Raw genomic sequence first — 19504 nt, forward strand, 5'->3', positions numbered from 1 at the left:
GCCGGCTCACGTCCCACATCTGCTCGGACCTGACGCATGGCGCAGTTTCTCGACCTCTATTGCTCGTTTCTGAAAGCCGTCATTGCCGCGTGTCTCGCGGCCATGGTGGTGCTGGTCTTCGGCAACGTAGTGCTGCGCTATGGCTTCAACTCCGGCATCACGGTGTCCGAGGAGCTGTCGCGCTGGCTGCTGGTGTGGCTGACCTTCCTCGGAGCCATCGTCGCGCTGCGCGAGCACGCCCATCTCGGCGTCGACAGCCTGGTGCGGAAGCTGCCGGCCTCCGGCAAGCGCATCTGCTTCCTCATCAACTACGGCCTGATGCTGTTCGCCGATTGGCTGCTGCTCTCCGGCAGCTGGCGTCAGACCCTCATCAACATCGACGACCGCGCGCCGGCGACCGGTCTGTCGATGGCCATCTTCTACGCCGTCGGCGTGATCTTCGGTGTGTCGGCCGCAATTATCCTTCTCTACGACCTGTACCGGGTGATCAGCGGGCAGGCGAGCGAGGAGGACATGGTGGCGGTCAGGGAATCGGAGGAGCAGTGATGGCCTCGATCGTCTTCGCGCCCTCTCACTCTCTCCGCGTCACCCGGATCATGCCATGACGATCGTCGTCTTCACCGTCTCTCTGCTGGGCGCCATGGCGCTGGGCATGCCGATCGCCTTTGCGCTCCTCATCTGCGGCGTCGCCCTGATGAGCACCATTGACATGTTCGATCCCCAGATCGTCGCCCAGAACGTCATCAACGGCGCCGACAGTTTTCCGCTGATGGCCATCCCGTTCTTCATGCTCGCGGGCGAGATCATGAACAAGGGCGGACTGGCCAAGCGCATCGTCAATGTCGCACTCGTGGCGGTGGGGCATTTCCGGGGCGGCCTGGGCTACGTCACGATCCTGGCCGCCTGCATCCTGTCGTCATTGTCGGGGTCGGCGGCGGCCGACGCCGCCGCGCTGGCGGCGCTGCTGGTGCCGATGATGGTGGCGGCGGGACACAAGAAGACCTATGCGGCGGGTCTCGTGGCGGCCGGCGGCGTGATTGGCCCGGTGATTCCGCCCAGCATCGGATTCGTGATCTTCGGCGTGGCCGCCAACGTCTCGATCTCGAAGCTGTTCCTTGCCGGCATCGTGCCCGGCCTTTTCCTGGGATTGGGCCTTTGCGCCGCCTGGTACTGGGTGGTGCGCAAGGAAAACCTGTCGCCGCCGCCGCGCGCCGCGAGGTGTGGCATGCGATCACCGACGGCTTCTGGGCACTCATGCTCCCCGCCATCATCATCGTCGGCCTGCGCTTCGGGATCTTCACGCCAACCGAGGCCGGCGTCGTCGTCGCCGTCTATTCGATGTTCGTCGCGACGTGCATCTATCGCGAGCTGAAATGGTCCGAGATCTACGCGGTCCTGGTCTCGTCGGCCGTGACCACGAGCGTCGTCATGTTCCTGGTCGCTGCGGCCTTGGTGTCGTCCTGGCTGATCACGGTGTCTGAGATCTCCAACCAGGTCGTCGATCTCCTGAAGCCGTTCATGAGCAACAACACCATCCTGATGCTCGCGATCATGGTGGTCGTCGTGATCGTGGGCACGGCGCTCGACATGACGCCCACCATCCTGATCCTGACGCCGATCCTGATGCCAATCATCAAGGCGGCAAATATCGACCCCGTCTATTTCGGCGTGCTGTTCATCATCAACAACTCCATCGGCCTGATCACGCCGCCGGTCGGCATCGTGCTTAACGTCGTCTGCGGCGTGTCCAAGATCAGCATGGAAGACATCATCAAGGGGGTCTGGCCCTTCATGATCGCGCAGCTGATCGTCCTGTTCGCGATGGTCCTGTTTCCCGGCCTGGTGACGGTGCCGGCGCGATGGTTCGGCGGCTGATCGGGCTGCGTTGGCAAAGGAGTCGAACATGGCCGCACGGATCGTGATCTTGAATGGACCCAATCTCAATTTTCTCGGCATTCGGGAGCCCGACATCTACGGCTCGACGACGCTGAAGCAGATCGAGGACAGCTGCCACGCGCTCGCGGACCAACTCGGCGTATCCGTCTCGTTCCACCAGTCGAACATGGAAGGCGAGCTCGTTGGTCTGATCCAATCCGCTCACGGCCAGGCGGATGCGATCATCATCAATCCGGCAGGCTATTCTTTCACATCGGTCGCGCTGATCGATGCGCTGAACATCTTCGATGGGGTGAAGATCGAGCTGCACATCTCCAACATCCATGCGCGGGACGAGCTGCACCGCCATTCGATCACCTCGCGGGCCTGCACAGCGGTGATTTGCGGACTTGGCGCTTACGGCTATCTCGCTGCGATCCTGGCGGTCGTCCAGCGGCTCGGGCAATTGCCTGAAACGATTCCGCCGGCCCTGCACGGGCTTGCGCTAACCGGCAAGATGTAATCAGGAGACAAGCATGCGCGGAACAGGGTTTCTCGCCATCTGGAGCGACGTCGAGGCGCATGATCTGACCGACTACCGGCATTGGCTGACGCGCGAGCACACCACCGAGCGCGTGACGACGCGGGGCTTCCTGGCGTCGCGTGTGTTTCGTGCCGTGCGCAGCGACGTCAACCGCTTCTTCATCCTGTACGAGCTCGAAACGCCCGAGGTCCTCGACGGCAAGGACTATCTGGCGCGGCTCAACGCGCCCACCCCGTGGTCGCAGCGCATCATGCCGAAGCTCGGCAATTTCATGCGTGGCGGCGGTGTGATCGTCGCGCGCGCCGGGCGGGGCGAGGGCGCCACGATCGTGGCGCTGCGGATCGACAAATTGCCCGCCGACCCGCAACGGCTGGCCACCGCGCTCGTTGGCTGCGACGGGATCGCTGCCGTGCAGATCGGGGCGACCGACGCGCCGCGGACATCCGTACCGACCGCTGAAAAGGGCATGCGGAAGCACGAGGGCTTCTTCTCGGGGCTTCTGTTGATCGAGGCGCTCGATGACGCTTCGTTGCAGAGGGCCTTGCGGCAGGCGCGGACACTTGCATCCGATGTCATGGAGGGAGCCAGCGAGCCTGACTTCTATCAGGGCATGTTTGCGCTCGACGCACGCATCGCGGATGCTTGCTGATGGCGACCTTTTCGCTCGCTGCGCTGACCGTGCTCGACTTGGCGCCGCCCGAGATGATCGATCTGGCGGCCCGCTGCGGCTACGACAAGGTCGGCCTCAGGCTGCTGCCGGCCGTGCCCGGTGGACTGGCTTATCGCCTGATGGATGACGCCGCGCTCCTGCGTACGACGCTCCAGCAGTTGCAGTCGACGGGTGTAACCGTTGCCGATCTCGAGGTCGTCGCCTTCAGACCTGAGACGAGCGTCGCGTCGTTCATGCCGTTCTTCGAGACAGGCGCACGCCTCGGCGCCAGGCACATCCTTGTCGCCGGCTATGACCCCGACCTGGCGCGGTTCTCCGATCGTTATCGGCAGTTTTGCGAGGCGGCTGCTGCGTTCGGTCTGACCGCCGATCTGGAATTCATGCCCTGGACCAGCGTTCCTGATCTGACAACCGCGATGCGGATCGTTGACGATGTCGACCATCCCGCGGCCGGCATTCTGGTGGATGCGCTGCATTTCGATCGATCGCGAAGCAAGCTCGCGGATCTCCGCTCCATCCCGGCCGATCGGCTGCACTATTGGCAGCTCTGCGACGGTCCGGCCGAGCGCCCCGCGACGACTGAGCAAATGATCCATGCCGCGCGCGAGGAGCGCATGTTCCCGGGCGAGGGCGGCATCGATCTCGTCGGTCTCACGCGGGCGATGCCGGACTGCCTGACCATCAGCATCGAGGTGCCGACCGTTGTGCTGGCGAAGACCGTCGATGCTGAAACGCGGGCGCGGCGCGCCCTTGCAGCGGGCAGGGCCGTGGTCGAAAAGGCGCAGGCGCTGTGACGGAAGAGGCTGGTGATGGCGCACAACGATCGCCCGTGGGACGTTGAGACCGATCTGCTGGTCGTCGGTACCGGCGCTGCCGGCATGACGGCCGCGCTGGTGGGCGCGCTCGAAGGGCTCGACGTCGTCCTGTGCGAGAAGTCGGACATGGTGGGCGGCACCACCGCAACCTCCGCCGGCACGGTGTGGATCCCGGGCAACCGGCAGGGCCGCCTTGCGGGGACGCCTGATACGGTCGAGGCCGCGCGCACCTATCTCGCTGCAATGCTCGGCGAGCACGCCGCCGACCGCCGCGTCGACATGTTCCTTCGGGCAGGGTGGGTCGTGCTTGATGATCTCGAGCAGAAGACGAGCGTTCGATTTGCGGCGCCTCCGATCCACCCCGACTACAAGCAGCTTCCGGGCGCTGCGATCGGCGGACGCGCGCTCACGGCCATGCCGTTCGAGGGCCGAAAGCTCGGACCGGATTTTGCCCGTGTCAGGCCGCCGCGTCGGGAGTTCATGGTGCTCGGCGGCATGATGGTGAGCAAGGCGGACATCCCGGCGCTGCTGGCGCCATTCCGCAGCTGGAGCAGTCTTAGGCATGTCCTGGGTCTGCTCGCCCGGCATGCGATGGACCGGATCAGCCACACGCGCGGAACGCGCCTGGTCATGGGAAACGCGCTCGTCGCGAGGCTCCTCGACAGCCTCCGCCGCGTCGCCGTCGACCTGCGCTTCGAGACCGAACTTCGCGATCTCGTTTGCGAGGGGGATCACATCATGGGTGCGGTTCTTTCGTCTCCTGGCGGAGAGCTCAGGATAAGGGCCCGCAAGGGCGTCGTGCTGGCGAGCGGAGGCATCGGCTGGAGCCGTGAGCTAAGAGAGCGTCTATTCCCCGAGCCGGCGCGTCGACTTTCGCTCGCGCCCACCTCGAACACCGGCGATGGCATCCTGGCGGCGGAGCGCGTCAGTGCAGCGATCGCCCGAGACCTCGACAGTCCGGCGTTGTGGATGCCGAGTTCGGTGATGACGCAGGCCGACGGTCATGTGTCGATCTTCCCGCACATCATGCTCGATCGCGCCAAGCCTGGATTGCTGGCCGTGAACAGGTCAGGCCGCCGTTTCGTGAACGAGGCCGATTCCTATCATGACTTCGTCGCCGCGATGCTGCGATCGAACGCGCCGTCTTCAAGTCCGGCCTTCCTGATCTGCGATGCGACGTTCATCAAGGATTTCGGCATTGGGCTCGTTCGTCCGGGGACGCGAAACCTGAAGGCGTTCGTGCAAGCCAGCTATCTGGTCGAGGCGGAGACGATCGAGCAGCTGGCGCGAAGGATCGGCGTCGACGCCGGGCAGCTTGCGGCAACGGTCGAGCAGTATAATCGCTACGCGGACAGCGGGATCGACGAAGACTTCGGCCGAGGGTCCAGCGCGTTGAACCGGTTCAATGGCGATCCGGAGACCAAGCCGAACCCATGTCTGCGGCGGATCGGTCAGGGGCGCTATTATGCCGTCGCCGTGTGGCCGTCGGATCTCGCCAGCAGTTGCGGTCTACTTACGGATGAGCGCGCCAGAGTGTTGTCACGCAACGGAACGGTCTTGCCCGGACTGTATGCCGTCGGGACCGATGCATCCTCCATTTTCCGCGGCATGTACCCCGGACCTGGAACGATGATCGGCCCCGCCATGGTCTTTGCATGGTGCGCCGCGCTCGATTGCGCAGGAACGCTCGCTGACCGAATGAGGCTGTCTGAGTGACCAACGGGAGGTTCGCAGGCGATTCTGATTCGCGACAATTTTGCCTTCGGGTTCAGGCGCCGGGTTGGCGCCCCCGGAGTCGCGGCTCGGCTGCGCCGCACAGACCCATGAGCCGCTGACGGTACCGATTGTAGACTAAGGCGGCCCCGGGCTGCCAACAGAGAACGATAAGCAAGAGGAGAGAACTGATGCCGATCGCGCGAGGAATTTTTTGGGCAATGCTGCTGGTGGCTGCGACTTGCCAGGTGACATCGGCGTTCGCCGAGCCGATGGCTTGTGACGACGGCATCAAAGCCGCCTTCCATCCCGACGAGATCACGACCGTGATCGCGGTCCGCCGGGTCAACAAGGGTGAGGAGCTTTTGGCGCCCGATGCGCCGAAGCCGATCACGGCGGCAGCCGATCTTTGCCTCGTGAAGCTGTTGGTCGGTCCCGGCGTCACAGCGGAGAAGGACAAAAACGCGCGCTCCTATTCAGAAGGTATCGGCATCGAGGTCTGGCTGCCGACGCAGGCCAACTGGAACGAGCGCATCCGTAACTATGGCGGTGGCGGCTGGGTCGGCGGCGGCCATCGCTTCGCCGACAAGATCGGGAGCAAGGTGCCGGCAATTGTCAACGCCAATATCGGCTATGCTTCGGGCACAACGGATGCCGGCCAGCCGTGGTATCAGGACGGTTCGTTCGCCTTCCTCTCTGACGGCAAGGTTAACGTCGAGGGCCTCCGCGACTTCTCGGTACGGGCGATGGTCGAGCAGGCGATCAAGACCAAAGCGCTGGTCAATCTCTACTATGGCAAGGCGCCGAAATTCGTCTACTACGATGGACACTCGCAGGGCGGCCGCCAGGGCCTGAAGATCCTGCAGGAATATCCAGAGCTCTATGACGGCTACATGATCGCGCAGCCTGCGCCGAACATCGCGCGGTTCGGCACCACCAGCCTCTATCCGCAGATCGTGATGAAGACCGAGCTCGGCTTCTCTGCCATCAACAAGCCGGAGGCTGCCGCGTTCGCCGCCAAGGTCGACGCTGCCAACAAGCGCGCCGTTGCAACCTGTGACAAGGCCGGGCTCGGCTTCCTGCTTGATCCCTTCGCCTGCGACTACAATCCCGCCCGCGACGCGGTGCTGCTCTGTACGGGCGAAACGAGCGACGGCGTCACCGGAAGCAACGCCGCCAAGGCAGCTTGCATGAGCTCGAAGGAAGCGGGTGCGCTCAACAAAATCTGGTACGGCGCGACCCGCGATGGCAGCGTCGATCCGGCTCAGACGGCGGAAGCCCGCAGCGGCAAGGCGCTCGGCGTGAAGCAGATGTGGTGGACCTTTACCAAGGGCACGTCGATCTCAACGCAGATCACGAGCCCGTCGACTGACAATTTTGCGCTCGGCATGGAGGACGTCAGCTACGCCGCTGATGCCAGCGCGACCTCAGCCATTCCGATCACCAACACCTCGACCGCAAGGCGCAACCGCTGGCTCGAGCTCGATTATGCCGCCTTCGCTGCTGGCGTCGACAAGAATGTCGAACTGCAGCCCACGCTGTTCAGCAATCTGATCACCGACAAGGCCGATCTCTCGAAGCTGCGCGATCTCGGCCGCAAGGTGATCATATGGAGCGGCCTTGCGGATGATGCGATCCCGCCGGCCGGCAACGTCAATTATCACGAGCGCGTGCTTGCTGCGATGGGCGGCGACGCCGAGGTCTCAAAATTCATGCGGATGTATCTGGTCCCGGGGGCTGCGCATTCCTCGCAGGGCCGCTCGTACACCGTGACCGGCAAGAACGACGCCGTGCCGCTGCCGAAACTGCCGGGCAATGCCAACCAGACGCCGACCCGCGACAAGGACCAGTTCTTCTCCGCATTGACGGATTGGGTCGAGAAGGGAGTGCCGCCGGGCGAGATCACGTTGACCTCGCGCGATGGCAGCGTGAGCTATCCGGTCTGCGTCTATCCGCAGCGGACGACGTGGGATGGCCGCGGCCCTGCGACGCAGCCTTCGAGCTTCAGCTGCCGCTAGTCACTACAATCAAGAAATTCTCGACAGAGGGGAGACAGACGAGAGGCGATGGCGGTCTCAGTTGTCGTTGGAAGAGCCTGACTCTTTCACCGTTGCATGTCGCAGCTCCGTCGTCAAAATAGGAATGAAGAACCATTGGTTTGGGATTGGCAGCGGACTTCGCTACCAATCCTACTATCTCATGCGCCAAACTACGATTTTTCGTGATTCGTACTCCCGCTGCTGGCAGTCCTCGTCCGCGAACGGCACGCAATTTCCGCCGAAGGACGTTGAAACAGGTCAGTCGCTCTCAGTCGGACGTCCGCGCAGTGAAGTCTCTGCGCTGTCCCAGGGCGGTTCCGGCCGCCAAGCCTCTATCAACGCATCGATGAATGTACGCACCTTCGGCGACAAGTGCCTGCTCGAAGGATAGACGGCGCGAATGGGTGCACCATCGGCGTCGACCTCTTTGAGGATCGGCACCAGCCGACCTGCACGCAGATCGTCGCTGACCAGGAATGTGGCAAGCCGAGCGATGCCGAAACCCGCAATCGTCGCGTCGCGCAAGGCTTCAGCGTTGGTCGCGACGAAACGCCCATTGATGGCGATCACGCGAGCTTGTCCGTTCTCGTTGAATCGCCAGTCGACGGAGCGCCCGCCGTGCACGAAGGCGAGGCAGCTATGCTGCGCCAACGCGTCGATGTTTCTCGGCGTTCCTCGCTCGGCAAGATAGGCCGGCGACGCACAGGTCACCAGGCGATGGCGCGCCAGAAACCTATTCATCAGCCGAGAATCTTCGCTGCTGCCGATCCTGATCGCGAGATCCACGCCCTCGTCGATGAGATCGACATAGCGATCGCCGAAGGAGGCGCTGACGGATATCTCCGGCCATTTGCGAATGAACTCATTGAGGACCGGAAGCACGTGCAGCCGGCCGAAGGATACGGGCAGATCCAGCCGCAACCGCCCCCGCGGCGCCTGCGAGTGACTGAGCATCGCCATCTCCGCTTCGTCGAGATCGGCGAGCAGCCTCACGCACCGCTCGTGGAAGGCGGCTCCCTCTCCGGTCAGTGAGACGCTTCGCGTGGTGCGCTGGAGCAGCCTGACCCCGAGCCGGTCCTCGAGCCGAACGATGCTCTTGCCGACTGCCGATCGCGAAAGGCCGATGCGTTCGGCCGCTGCCGTGAAGCTCTTGGCTTCGGCGACATGGACGAACACGCTGATGTCCTTCATCCGGTCGATAGCCATTGCGCCTCCTGAAACAGCCCCGAGCTGCAGCCGCGGCCATTCAAATCCGCCACGAACGGTCCGATCATTGGGGCAATACGTTCCCCAGTGAAGGGAAATCACCGGATATTGTGGCTCCAAGGCGCCTATTCTAACCTTTTTGAAACTGGCTGCACCAGCATGGGAAGTAAAATTCCCCATTCAATCAGATCAATGCAAACCGGTAACATGGTAGTGCGAGGCCAATAACCTGCCGCGCAGAAGGGGAAGCGCACCGTGAAGGCTGTTCGCTATTACGGACGGAAGGACATCCGTGTCGAAACCGTCGATGAGCCCAAGGAGATGGGCGCCAGCCAGCTCCTGGTGAAGCCGCTGTGGACCGGCATCTGCGGCACGGACCTCCACGAATACATTGCAGGGCCGATCGTCACGCCCGCGTCGCCGCACGTGTTCACTGCAGCAACCTTGCCGCAGATCCTGGGACATGAGTTCTCGGCCGAGGTACTGGACGTCGGGCGCGACGTCACTCATGTGCGGCGCGGCGACCGTATTTCGGTGCAGCCGCTGATGATGCCGATGAACGACTATTACAGCCGGCGGGGTCTCAACCATCTCAGCGAAAAGATGGCTTGCATCGGCCTCAGCTGGGCCTGGGGCGGCATGTCCGATCTCGCCGTCATCAACGACTACAATGCGGCGAAAGTGCCCGACTCCATCACCGACGAGGAAGCCGCCATGATCGAGCCGGCGGCGGTCGCGCTCTATGCGGTCGACCGCGGCGGTGTCCAGGCTGGCAGCACCGTGCTGATCGCAGGTGCAGGCCCGATCGGCGCGCTGACCATTCTGTGCGCCCACGCAGCCGGCGCCGCCAGGATCTACGTGTCGGAGCCCAACGCATCGCGGCGTCGAACGATCGAGAGCTGGGGTATTTGCGCCGGCGTCTACGATCCCAAGACGACGGACGTGGTCGCGCGCGTCAAGGAGCAGACCGAAGAGAATGTCGGCGTCGACGTCGCCATCGAATGCGTCGGTAACGAAAGCGCATTGAACACCTGCGTCGAAGCCGTGCGGCGGCGCGGTGTCGTGGTGCAGGCCGGCCTGCACGTCGGCAAAGCCTCGACCGATCCGATGTTGTGGGCCCTGAAGGACATCACCATCGAGGCAACCTGGTGTTACCCGATCACGATGTGGCCGCGCATCATCGGACTGGTCGAGTCTGGCAAGCTGCCAATCTCGAAGATCATCGATGGCCGTATCCGCGCCGAGGACGTGGTCTCGAAAGGCTTCGACGTCCTCACTGCGCCAAGCAACGACAAGCTGAAGATACTCGTGTCGACGCAGCTGGCGGCACCGTCGTGAGGCGGCGTAGGCAAGACCAGGGTTGATTGTCCAGAGCGACGCTCAAGTCGCCACGATCAGTGAAACCAAAGGGGAGGAACACCAATGAGAGTGACTATCGCGAGCTGCCTGTCACTGGCCTGCCTGGCCATGGTGACACCAATTGCCGTCCAGGCGGAATATTCCGGCGCGCCGCGCACGTTCCTGTTCAATCCAGCGCTCGACGTCTGCATTCGCGACACCGCGAAGTTCAAGAAGGCGCCGCCCTACACCATCGGCTTCTCCAATGCCGGCCTCGGCGACAGCTGGCGCGTGGTTGGCCTGCACTCGCTTCAGAAAGCTGCGCACGACCATGCCGACGTCGTGAAGAAGCTGCTGATCACCGATGCGGGCCATGACGATGCCAAGCAGGTCGCCGACATCCAGGATCTGGTCTCCCGCGGCGTCGATCTCCTGATCGTCAGCGCCAACACGTCGCAGGCGCTCGATCCCGCCGTCACCCAGGCGACCGAACGCGGCATCCCCGTCGTGATGGTGGACCGCCGGGTGGATTCTGACAATTTCGTCACCTTCGTCACAGCGTCCGACGCGATGATGGGGCGCCTGTTCGCGCAATGGATCGTCGAGAAGCTGAACGGCAAGGGCAACGTGATCATCCTCGGAGGCCAGGCCGGCTCCAGCCCGAACGAGAACCGTGTCAAACCAGCGATGCAGGTGTTCTCGGCCTATCCCGGTATCAAGATCCTGGAGACCGTCTACTCCGACTGGAGCCCGGTGAAGGGCAAGCAGGTGATGCAGGCCATGATCGCCAAGTACGGCCATAGCATCAATGCCGTGTTCTCGCCGCACGGATTGCAGGTGCCCGGTGCGATCGAGGCCTTTCTCGATGCCGGCTGGAAGGGAAGCGAAATTCCGCCGATCACCTCGGCCGACATGAACGGACCGATGAAGATGGCTATCAAGAACAAGTTCCCGCTGCTCGACATCGACTATCCGCCCGCGATGATGGGCACGGCGCTCGACGTCGCGCTCAAGGTGCTGTCCGGCGCCGCGGTGCCCTGCGTCTATACCATCAACAGCAATATCGTTCTGACCCACGGTGACGAGACGCCTTCCATTCCGAAGCCTGACATGTATGCGGAGCAGCACATCGTGCCCGACGGTCCCGACGACATGCTCGTGTCCGGCGGCATGGGCCCGACCTACAATCCGAGCACGTTCAAGATCGACTATCCGCACTGAACCCGGAACAATGGCGTACCGGCGAGGCCGGCACGCCAAAGGGGCAAGACGGACCGAATGCTCACACTCAAGGCCATTTCCAAGAGTTTTCCCGGCGTGCGCGCCCTCCACGGCGTAAACTTAGACGTCAAACCTGGCGAAATCCACGGCTTGCTCGGCGAGAACGGCGCCGGCAAATCCACCCTGATCAAGATCATCGCCGGCGCGGTTGCGCCCGACGAAGGCGAGATCACCCTCGCCGGTCAACGCGTGAGATGGTCGTCACCGCGCGAGGCGAAGCTCGCCGGAGTCCACGTCGTCTATCAGGAGTTCGCGCTGTTTTCGCAGTTGTCCGTCGCCGAGAACATCTTCCTCGGCAACGAGCGGCGCAACGCGCTCGGCCTGGTCGATCACGGACGGACACGGAAAGAGGCCGCTGAGCTGATGCGCAAGCTTGGCATCACCCTTGACCCTCGCGAGACGGTGGCCTCTCTCTCGGTCGCCGACCAGCAGATGGTCGAGATCGCGCGCGCGATGACGCACAATGTCCGCCTGTTGATCCTCGACGAGCCCACCGCCGTCATTGCCGGGCGCGAGGTCGAACTGTTGTTCGAGCGCCTGCGCCGGCTGCGCGAGGCCGGTGTGTCCATTCTCTTCATTTCGCATCGGCTCGACGAAGTCTTCGCGCTGTGCGATCGTGCCACGATCCTGAAGGACGGCCGTCTGGTCGGCACGACGGATACCGTCGCCGTCACGCGCGAACGGCTGATCTCGATGATGGTGGGGCGCGATCTCGGCGAGCTGTTTCCCCCGCGCTCGACCGCGTCGCGACCGGATCAACCCGTGCTACGCACCGACGGCATCTGCGTCGGCGACCGGGTCCGTGACGTCTCGATAGAACTGCATGCAGGCGAGGTCGTCGCGCTGGCGGGCATGGTCGGCGCCGGACGCACCGATCTGGCGCTCGGTCTGTTCGGCGCAGCTCCTATCTCGAAGGGCACTCTCCACATCGCCGGCGAGCGCTTTACGGCAATGACGCCCGCCAAGGCGATCGGGCTCGGCATGGGCCTCGTCACCGAGGATCGCAAGTCGCAGGGGCTTGCGATGCTGCTCGACATTGCTGCGAACATCACTGGGCCAGCACTCGGCGAGGTCACCCGCTACGGAGTGATTGATCGCGAGGGCGAACTGGCGATCGCCGCCCACGAAATCGAACGATACCGCATCGCCTGCCGCGGACCGGCAACGCCGGTCGCAACCATGTCGGGCGGAAATCAGCAGAAGGTGATCATCGCGCGCTGGGCACGCCTGTGCAGGTCGATACTGATCCTCGATGAACCGACACGCGGCGTCGACGTCGGCGCCAAGGCCGATATTTACCGGATCATGCGCGAACTTGCCGATTCAGGCCTCGCAATCCTGATGATCAGCTCGGAAATGACCGAGGTCATCGGCATGGCCGATCGCGTGATTGTCATGCGCGAGGGACGGATCGCCGGCGAGCTGCCGGGATGCGACGCCACGGAGGAAAGCATCATGTACCTGGCCACGAGCGAGCGCGCCGCATGACCGCGATCGCCGCCCGTCTCGCGATGCCTTGGTGGCTGCGCAGCAATGCGGGGCTTGCCGGCGTGCTCGTCCTGATCTGCGCGGTATATCTTGTTGGCGCAACGGTCTCCGACCGATTCCTGACGCTGGGCAACCTGCTCAATGTCTATGAGCAGACCACCGACCTTGCGCTGGTCAGTATCGGGCAAACCCTGACCATTCTCAGCGGCGGCATCGACCTCTCGGTCGGCTCGCTGATCAGCCTCACCTCCTGCCTGACATCAGGCCTGATCAACGGCAATCCGGATCGGGTCGTTCCGGTCGTGCTCGGCGTGCTCGCGCTCGGGACATTCGTCGGCGTGCTCAACGCCGGCCTGGTCGTCACCTTGCGCGTTCATCCGCTGATCGTGACGCTCGGCATGGGCGCGGTCCTGCAAGGCGTGACCTTGCTCTACGCACTGGGACCGGTCGGTCGGGTGCCGCGCAGCTTCACCGTGCTCGCCTATGGACGCATCTCGGGCATCCCCATCGGAGCGACGCTTGCAGTCGTCCTTGGCATCCTGGTCGCGCTGCTGCTGCGATATTTGCCGCTCGGCCGCCAGATCTACGCCCTTGGCGATGATGCGAATTCCGCGCGTCTCGTGGGATTGCGGCGGACGCGCATCCTGATGCTGGTCTACGGCATCTCGGGCTTCTGCTGCGGGGCGACCGGGCTTTATCTCGCCGCGAGGTTCGGCGTTGGACAGCCCTACACCGGCGTCAACTACACCTTGGCTTCGATCACTCCGGTCGTGCTCGGCGGTACCTTGCTGAGCGGTGGCAAAGGCGGCGTGATCGGCACGCTGTTCGGCGCCTTTCTGATCACGCTCCTGAACAACCTGCTCAACTTCATGGACGTGTCGAAGCACTATCAATTGGTCGCGCAGGCGGTCATCATCATCCTTGCCGTCTCCATCTATGTCGAACGCCGCAGGATCGGGTGAGCAGGATGTCAGGCTCCGTAGAAATCGCCGGCTCCGTCACCCCGTCCTGGTCGGTCCGCAGCGTCATGGAAAGCTATGGCACAGCCCTCGCTCTGCCGCTGCTGCTCGCGCTTGGTGGCGTGATCTCACCGGCCTTCGTCAGTCCCGGTAATTTGTCCAACCTGCTGCTACAAGTCGCGCCGCTCGCGATCGCAGCCATGGGGCAAAGCCTGGTGATGATCGTTCGCGGCCTCGATCTCTCTGTCGCCTCGATGATGGCGACCGCCGCCGTGATCGCGACCGGTTTCTCGGGCCTCGACCAGAATGTCCCCGCCATCGTCGCGACGGCCTTGGTGGTCGCTGTCAGCGTTGGCCTGCTCAACGGCTTTCTCGTCACCAAGCGTCAGGTGTCCCCGTTCCTGGCAACGCTCGCCACGATGATCCTGCTCCAGGGATTCAGGTTCGCCTACACGCAGGGCGCGCCGTCCGGCAACGTGCCGCCGGTACTGCGGCTGCTCGGCTCCGGAAAATTTCACGGCGTGCCCTATAACGTACTCGTTCTGCTGTTCGTAGCGGTCTTGCTGGCTGGGGTCCTGCACCGTTCCGCTTTCGGAAGGAGGATTTTCATTGTCGGCGGCAATCCAGTGACGGGGCGCCTGTTTGGCATCCGCTCCGACGCGGTCATGATCGGCTGCTACCTGATCTCGAGCTGCCTTGCGGCGCTCGCCGGGCTGATCCTGAGCGGTTATGTCGGGCTCGTCGACAACTGGGTCGGGCAGGGGTACGAGCTCGACTCGATCGTAGCCTGTGTCGTCGGACGGGTGTCGCTGCGGGGCGGCCGCGGCTCGATCCTTGGCGCCCTCACGGGAGCCGCCATCATCGTCATCCTCGCCAACGAAGTGGTGCTGCTCGGCGTGCCGGTCCAGGTCCAATTGATCATCAAGGGCGTCGTCATTGTCCTCGCTGCTGCAATCTACACTCGTAGAGATGCACCATAGCGTTTTCTAAGGATGCGATGAGAGGAAACCCACCATGAGCGAGCATTGAGAGGAAACTGTTCCGGGTAGAAAACCGGGTACTCTCAAAAAAGTCCAATTGATTGTGCCGCTGCACCGAAGTTTGTTGCACGAGCGGACAGACCGGAGCGTTGCACGTGTTGTAGCCCCTGCGGAAGAGGTCTCCACAAGCGCATTGTTATTCGGCGATTGCTGAGGACATTCCGTGTTCATTACGATTGCCGTCAGCGACAATATTGGCTGGTTCATGGAGAACTTGCCGAGCGTTGGATGTCAGCCACCAGCGGCCATGACCCACCCCACCCGCACGTGCACATGATCGTACCGGGCGGCGGCATCTCGCCCGACGGCCAGCGCTGGGTGTCCTGGCGGCCAGGATTCTTCCCTGCCAGTGCGGGCGCTTTCACGCCTGTTCCGTCGGCTGTTCCTGGAGCGCCTGGCCACCCTCCACCAGGCCGGGCGCCTGATCTTCGGCAACGACGCCCACCTCGCCGGAGAACAATCATTAGCAACGTTGCTGGCAGCGTCGGGCAAGATGGAATGGGTCGTTTATGCCAAGCGTCCGTTCGGTGGCCCCGAGGCAGCGCTGGCCTATCTGTCGCGCTATTCCCACCGCGTCGCTATCGCCAACAGCCGCCTGCTCGCCTGCGGCCAGCAAGGCGTCACCTTCAGATGGAAGGATTACCGCGTCGAAGGGCCGCGACCGTCAAAAGCGGATGACGCTCGCGACGGACGAGTTCATTCGCCGCTTCCTCATCCACGTGCTCGCCTCCGCCGCATCCGCCACTACGGCCTGCTGGCGCGAGGCGCCTGCACCGACAACGTCGCACGCGCGCGCGAGCTGCTCTTCTCGCCATAGGCGGCTCCAGTCAGCCCGGCGACCTCCATCTCCATCAACCGCTGGGCGGCAAAGCCGATCATCTCGCGCAGAAGATCCGCGTCCGGGGCCTCCTCGACGAGCGCGCGAAGGTTCATCATCTCGTCGGTCATCGGTGGTTCCTCGAATCGAGTTGGTGTCAGCAACCCGACCCTACCGGGCAATCACCGGTGACCACCGCAAAGCCGTCCGCCCGCTACGGCGCTATGGGAGAGCGCGCGGGCGGACGGCTTTGCTCTACCAAGTTACACCACGCCCGGGAACACCGCCCTTAAAAGTATCGCAAAGCGGCAACCCGGACAAGCGCAACGACGGCTCTGGGTCGCGGGCGGAAGTCTCATGCAGAGTAAATCTCGTCTGCACAACCTCGGGCAACTGATACGCGTGGCCCTGACGGGCTTCACCTGAACCGCCTCCGTACCGCGATAGGAAATCTGTGCGTCTTCTCCGTCGTGACCGAAGCGCGACCCTTCTGGCGCCCTAGCGTCCACCCGAAGTCGCCTCCGGATCCTCACCAAGGGCCTACCTCGCCACCCTCGGTCTCGCCGCTTGGCGCGGCAAAGATCGATGTTTGATAATGCGATAGGCCCCGGACGGCTAAGGCCTTGAGCCGGTTCACGGCCTATCGGGTGCTGCGGCGCTTGGTCCTGCGGCCGAGGTCCATGCCGTCAATTGGCCAGGAGACTAAGGCCGCTATCCTACTCGACTTGCCGGCCGACCATTTGGCGGCCACTGATCGCTCACGAACGGCGGTTTTTGGGCGGGTCTTCGAGATCCGACCTTCCGAATTAGGCTGCTCTCCTGTAACAAAATAGGGCTTCTGCGATAGTGGGCTTCACGATGTAGCGGACCCCCGCTACCACCTTTCCTCACACTCCCTTTACTCTGCTTGGGTATGCCTCCCCGCCAATCGGCGAGTTGAGACGACCAGCAATTTCAACACAGACCCCGCCCGGGCGCCTGTCATCTCTCGACACCGTCACCGTCTCCACAAGATCTCGAATTGCTTCGGCAGCCTCCTCGTCGCCTGCGCTCACACCTTTGCCGAGCGCATTTTCGAGCCGCGCCAATTGCTCTTCGTATCGTCTAAGAATGACGGGGTGGAGCGCAATCGGCTGCGGAGCGGAGGGCTGGCTGCTAGCCGCTTCCTTTCCTCCAGGTAAGTTGTCACATACTCCGCAATCACCTTCGGCGAGCGCATTTCGGCACGCAGACCGCCAAGAACCGCCCGCTCGATCGAGTCGAGGTAGAAAGTCTTCGCATCAGGACAGGTACCGCTTTCCTTGGCTGCCGAGCATCGAACACGAACCCGTCCAGACTTGTCGCAGCCATTCGTTGACAGGCCCGACCCACAGGCTCCGCAGCGCAGAAGGCCGGACAGCATCCTGCGGGGACGGCGCTGATGGCTCGGATGGGTGGAACTGCGTTCGCCCTTGCGTCTTTGTGCCGCCTCAAACACGTCGGCGCTCACGATGGCAAGGTGTGGCACCTCGACGGTTCTCCAATCGCTCTTTTTGGTTTGGTCGGAAGAGGCGCCTGCCAGTGTCCGGATCCTTCACCATACGCACCTTGTTCCAGACGAGACGCCCCCACATAGAGCTCGTTCTGCAAGATGCCCGAGCAGCGCATGCGGTTTCCGTTGATAGTCGAGGCGTTCCATGATCGCCCACGCGGAGGCGGTACCTGTTCTCCGTTTAGGTCGTGTGCGATGTCGCGTGGCGTTCGGCCGTTGACATAGTCTTGGAAGATCCGCCGCACGATCTCGGCTTTCGGCCTCCACGATTGCCCGCTCTCCGTTCTTGCCGGCGATAGGCGCGTAGCCATAGGTTCCGCCGCCGCCGGCGAGACCTTGACTAACTCCGCCAGCCTGACCGCGTCGCACCTTGTGCGCATTGTCCTCACGGTGGAGCTGGCCAACCAATCCCCACAGTCCGACAAGCACAGTGTTCACGACACCCTCATGAACGGCTCTGATTTCAATACCGAGAAACGAGAGGCGCTTGTGGATGCCTGCGAGATCCTCCATGTCGCGTGACAAGCGATCGAGCGCCTCCACGATAACGACTTCAAAACATCTGTCCCTTGCCTGATCAAGCAACCGCAGAAGGCCGTCGCGTCCCATGACCGAACCGCCAGACCGCGCGCGATCTTCGTGAATGTTGACGACCTCGAGGCCCTCGCGCTCCGCGTAGCTTTGACAGAGCGAGACTTGATCTTCAATCGATCGTTCGTTTTGCAGGTCGGTGGAGAAGCGAGCGTAAATCGCCGCCGTCTTCCTCTTCCCGTCGGGAAGCGATCTCGCGTTCATGATCTTCCCTCGCTGCTATCCGAGCAAGTGCACGTGCGAGACGTAAGATCGCTCTATCTGGACTCGCCGGCAAGGACCATTTGCGATCAGGGGTCCGCACGGTCGTGCTCCAGGACGTTGCACGCGTAAGGAGCTCCGTCGTTTTCGGCGGAGCACACCTCGCAAATATCGATCGTGCTGATCATGCCCCATGGTTATGCTGCGGGAGTAAAAGAGAGGAATGGTTGCCAAGTTCGAGCCGTAGAGCTGGATGCCGCAGCGAAGAAAAAGAAGCTCAATTATCCAGTATGATTGCGGGAACAGGTTTGCCGGAGCTTCACAGACTGCCTCGATATTGGTGCGTGAGGATTTGAAGTAAGTACTGATCCCGCTAACGCGTTGATCGTCCGTGAGACCTTATCACGCTAGGGCTGCGACCGGGCCGTTATGGGCGGCAAGGTATCGATCGGCTTCGTTGATTTTGCTGCGTTCTCGTTCGTTTTCGATTGAGTTCGTTGCGGTTTGTTCGGATCGTTCTGGTGCGAGACTGGTGCGGCCCGTTGGGGGCAACATCCTCTCTAGGCTGAAACAGAGGGCGATTCCAGGAAACCTTAAGATCACTTGGCAATCAGGGGGCCACCTCGTGTTGTCCGGAAGCCATCATTGGTACACAATGCATTTTCCGAGAGCTGGGAAGCGGGTATCGACAAATTCACGATACACGACTTGAGGCGCAGCTTACGCACCGTCATGCCGCGCGCGTCTACGTCCCATCAATAAGAAGCCCGCCGGCAATCTGGGCCATCAGCGCGGGAGCAGGGGTGGTCCGGCAGAGGGCAGCGGACGAGGCACTGACGACTGCACAGCCGATGACTGCGCCCTGGGTTGCGAGGGTTTATGCTGCGAGATCGGGGCCGCTAGCTGCTGGGACAGCGACGAAGGCGGGGTTGTTGACATTCTCTGTCTGATGTCGTCTGCGACAGCTTGCAGTGTCGCAATGTTCTGGGCCATCAGCTCTTGCTTGGCGGTGAGTTGCTCTACGCTGCGCCGCACGACATCGAGATTGAACGCCAGGGGCTCAAGCTGCTGCATCGGGTCCGGGGCAGTTGAAGCAACGGCTGGCGACTTCGTCGTCGAGACGGATAACAACCAGCCCAGCGATGGAACCCGGGCCACTACCTTGTCCCTTGCTGCGTCACCGTAGGACTGCCAGGCAAGGGTGGCGCCGATACCGATGAGAACTGCAATAACAAACCGGGCAAGGGTGTGGAGTGTTCGCCTGCCAATCGACGGCCGGTCGCTCGCGATATTGTCGTCGTTGACGCCGGAGGGGCGAGGAGAACGGCCAGGCGGTTTCATGGGCCGTCCAATCCGCGGATCGAATCGGGCGTTTGGATCGCGCGCAGGCCCGTCC

16 protein-coding genes and 4 pseudogenes are annotated in these 19504 nt (G+C 62.8%); 13 read left to right on the forward strand and 7 right to left on the reverse strand.

Translation table 11 applies throughout. From position 1 onward, the window contains the following. The first annotated feature begins 36 nt into the window (after positions 1-36). The 6 genes and pseudogenes from ACQR0W_RS04340 to ACQR0W_RS04365 all read left to right on the forward strand — a co-directional run bounded on the left by ACQR0W_RS04340 (position 37) and on the right by ACQR0W_RS04365 (position 5620). Entirely contained in the window at positions 37-546 is a 510-nt protein-coding gene (locus ACQR0W_RS04340) for a TRAP transporter small permease (protein WP_315706507.1), read from the forward strand. Between the two features lie 55 nt (positions 547-601). Then, positions 602-1875: pseudogene (locus ACQR0W_RS04345) on the forward strand (TRAP transporter large permease). A gap of 28 nt (positions 1876-1903) precedes the next feature. Next, entirely contained in the window at positions 1904-2398 is a 495-nt protein-coding gene (locus tag ACQR0W_RS04350) for a type II 3-dehydroquinate dehydratase (RefSeq protein ID WP_315706506.1), read from the forward strand. Positions 2399-2411: 13 nt separating this feature from the next. Beyond that, on the forward strand, positions 2412-3068 hold the full coding sequence (locus ACQR0W_RS04355; protein WP_315706505.1) for a hypothetical protein: 657 nt from the start codon (positions 2412-2414) through the stop codon (positions 3066-3068). Beyond that, complete coding sequence (locus ACQR0W_RS04360; RefSeq protein WP_315706504.1) at positions 3068-3883, forward strand: sugar phosphate isomerase/epimerase family protein; 816 nt, start codon at positions 3068-3070, stop codon at positions 3881-3883. The genes ACQR0W_RS04355 and ACQR0W_RS04360 overlap by 1 nt, the downstream gene beginning before the upstream one ends. A 15-nt stretch (positions 3884-3898) precedes the next feature. Beyond that, positions 3899-5620 carry an FAD-dependent oxidoreductase gene (locus tag ACQR0W_RS04365; RefSeq protein ID WP_315706503.1) on the forward strand — a complete coding sequence of 574 codons (1722 nt, stop codon included), beginning with the start codon at positions 3899-3901 and terminating at the stop codon, positions 5618-5620. Here the strand turns inward: ACQR0W_RS04365 and ACQR0W_RS04370 are convergent. After that, positions 5621-5749, reverse strand: a pseudogene (locus tag ACQR0W_RS04370) (hypothetical protein); the annotation flags it as partial. It lies immediately after the preceding gene. A gap of 59 nt (positions 5750-5808) precedes the next feature. Between ACQR0W_RS04370 and ACQR0W_RS04375 the strand changes: the two are divergent. Beyond that, complete coding sequence (locus tag ACQR0W_RS04375; RefSeq protein ID WP_316201290.1) at positions 5809-7635, forward strand: tannase/feruloyl esterase family alpha/beta hydrolase; 1827 nt, start codon at positions 5809-5811, stop codon at positions 7633-7635. A 279-nt stretch (positions 7636-7914) separates the two neighbouring features. Here ACQR0W_RS04375 and ACQR0W_RS04380 read toward each other — a convergent pair whose 3' ends face one another. Beyond that, a complete protein-coding gene (locus ACQR0W_RS04380) occupies positions 7915-9042 on the reverse strand; it encodes a LysR family transcriptional regulator (RefSeq protein WP_315714177.1) in 1128 nt (375 codons plus the stop codon). A gap of 75 nt (positions 9043-9117) precedes the next feature. On the opposite strand from ACQR0W_RS04380, the gene ACQR0W_RS04385 reads away from it, so the two are divergent. The 6 genes from ACQR0W_RS04385 to ACQR0W_RS04410 all read left to right on the forward strand — a co-directional run bounded on the left by ACQR0W_RS04385 (position 9118) and on the right by ACQR0W_RS04410 (position 15785). Beyond that, a complete protein-coding gene (locus ACQR0W_RS04385; RefSeq protein ID WP_315706500.1) occupies positions 9118-10200 on the forward strand; it encodes a 2,3-butanediol dehydrogenase in 1083 nt (360 codons plus the stop codon). An 84-nt stretch (positions 10201-10284) separates the two neighbouring features. Next, entirely contained in the window at positions 10285-11421 is a 1137-nt protein-coding gene (locus tag ACQR0W_RS04390; protein ID WP_315706499.1) for an ABC transporter substrate-binding protein, read from the forward strand. A gap of 57 nt (positions 11422-11478) precedes the next feature. Next, on the forward strand, positions 11479-12969 hold the full coding sequence (locus ACQR0W_RS04395; RefSeq protein WP_315706498.1) for a sugar ABC transporter ATP-binding protein: 1491 nt from the start codon (positions 11479-11481) through the stop codon (positions 12967-12969). After that, entirely contained in the window at positions 12966-13931 is a 966-nt protein-coding gene (locus ACQR0W_RS04400; RefSeq protein ID WP_315706497.1) for an ABC transporter permease, read from the forward strand. Before ACQR0W_RS04395 ends, ACQR0W_RS04400 begins: the two co-directional genes overlap by 4 nt. A gap of 152 nt (positions 13932-14083) precedes the next feature. Then, entirely contained in the window at positions 14084-14908 is an 825-nt protein-coding gene (locus ACQR0W_RS04405; RefSeq protein ID WP_315750107.1) for an ABC transporter permease, read from the forward strand. A gap of 409 nt (positions 14909-15317) precedes the next feature. Continuing rightward, positions 15318-15785: a transposase gene (locus ACQR0W_RS04410; RefSeq protein ID WP_315706495.1), complete on the forward strand. Its 468-nt coding sequence runs from the start codon at positions 15318-15320 to the stop codon at positions 15783-15785. Here ACQR0W_RS04410 and ACQR0W_RS04415 read toward each other — a convergent pair. The 5 genes and pseudogenes from ACQR0W_RS04415 to ACQR0W_RS04435 all read right to left on the reverse strand — a co-directional run. Then, positions 15761-15916 (reverse strand): annotated as a pseudogene (locus ACQR0W_RS04415) (IS256 family transposase); the annotation flags it as partial. The gene ACQR0W_RS04410 and the pseudogene ACQR0W_RS04415 sit on opposite strands and share 25 nt — an antisense overlap. A 920-nt stretch (positions 15917-16836) precedes the next feature. Then, on the reverse strand, positions 16837-17187 hold the full coding sequence (locus ACQR0W_RS04420) for a zinc ribbon domain-containing protein (RefSeq protein WP_316186804.1): 351 nt from the start codon (positions 17185-17187) through the stop codon (positions 16837-16839). 83 nt (positions 17188-17270) lie between these two features. Further along, entirely contained in the window at positions 17271-17696 is a 426-nt protein-coding gene (locus tag ACQR0W_RS04425; protein ID WP_316186805.1) for a recombinase family protein, read from the reverse strand. Between the two features lie 13 nt (positions 17697-17709). Next, positions 17710-18111 (reverse strand): annotated as a pseudogene (locus tag ACQR0W_RS04430) (recombinase family protein); the annotation flags it as partial. 783 nt (positions 18112-18894) lie between these two features. After that, entirely contained in the window at positions 18895-19449 is a 555-nt protein-coding gene (locus tag ACQR0W_RS04435; RefSeq protein ID WP_316186734.1) for a hypothetical protein, read from the reverse strand. Between the last annotated feature and the right edge of the window lie 55 nt (positions 19450-19504).

The sequence above is a fragment of the Bradyrhizobium sp. HKCCYLRH1034 genome, from assembly GCF_051168375.1.
Lineage (GTDB): Bacteria > Pseudomonadota > Alphaproteobacteria > Rhizobiales > Xanthobacteraceae > Bradyrhizobium.

Coding starts and splice junctions, on each gene's coding strand:
- ACQR0W_RS04400 (WP_315706497.1), top strand. CDS start 12,966: ATGACCGCGATCGCCGCCCGTCTCGCGATGCCTTGGTGGCTGCGCAGC.
- ACQR0W_RS04380 (WP_315714177.1), bottom strand. CDS start 9,042: ATGGGGAATTTTACTTCCCATGCTGGTGCAGCCAGTTTCAAAAAGGTT.
- ACQR0W_RS04390 (WP_315706499.1), top strand. CDS start 10,285: ATGAGAGTGACTATCGCGAGCTGCCTGTCACTGGCCTGCCTGGCCATG.
- ACQR0W_RS04420 (WP_316186804.1), bottom strand. CDS start 17,187: ATGCTGTCCGGCCTTCTGCGCTGCGGAGCCTGTGGGTCGGGCCTGTCA.
- ACQR0W_RS04360 (WP_315706504.1), top strand. CDS start 3,068: ATGGCGACCTTTTCGCTCGCTGCGCTGACCGTGCTCGACTTGGCGCCG.
- ACQR0W_RS04395 (WP_315706498.1), top strand. CDS start 11,479: ATGCTCACACTCAAGGCCATTTCCAAGAGTTTTCCCGGCGTGCGCGCC.
- ACQR0W_RS04365 (WP_315706503.1), top strand. CDS start 3,899: ATGGCGCACAACGATCGCCCGTGGGACGTTGAGACCGATCTGCTGGTC.
- ACQR0W_RS04340 (WP_315706507.1), top strand. CDS start 37: ATGGCGCAGTTTCTCGACCTCTATTGCTCGTTTCTGAAAGCCGTCATT.
- ACQR0W_RS04435 (WP_316186734.1), bottom strand. CDS start 19,449: ATGAAACCGCCTGGCCGTTCTCCTCGCCCCTCCGGCGTCAACGACGAC.
- ACQR0W_RS04375 (WP_316201290.1), top strand. CDS start 5,809: ATGCCGATCGCGCGAGGAATTTTTTGGGCAATGCTGCTGGTGGCTGCG.
- ACQR0W_RS04425 (WP_316186805.1), bottom strand. CDS start 17,696: ATGCGCACAAGGTGCGACGCGGTCAGGCTGGCGGAGTTAGTCAAGGTC.
- ACQR0W_RS04355 (WP_315706505.1), top strand. CDS start 2,412: ATGCGCGGAACAGGGTTTCTCGCCATCTGGAGCGACGTCGAGGCGCAT.
- ACQR0W_RS04350 (WP_315706506.1), top strand. CDS start 1,904: ATGGCCGCACGGATCGTGATCTTGAATGGACCCAATCTCAATTTTCTC.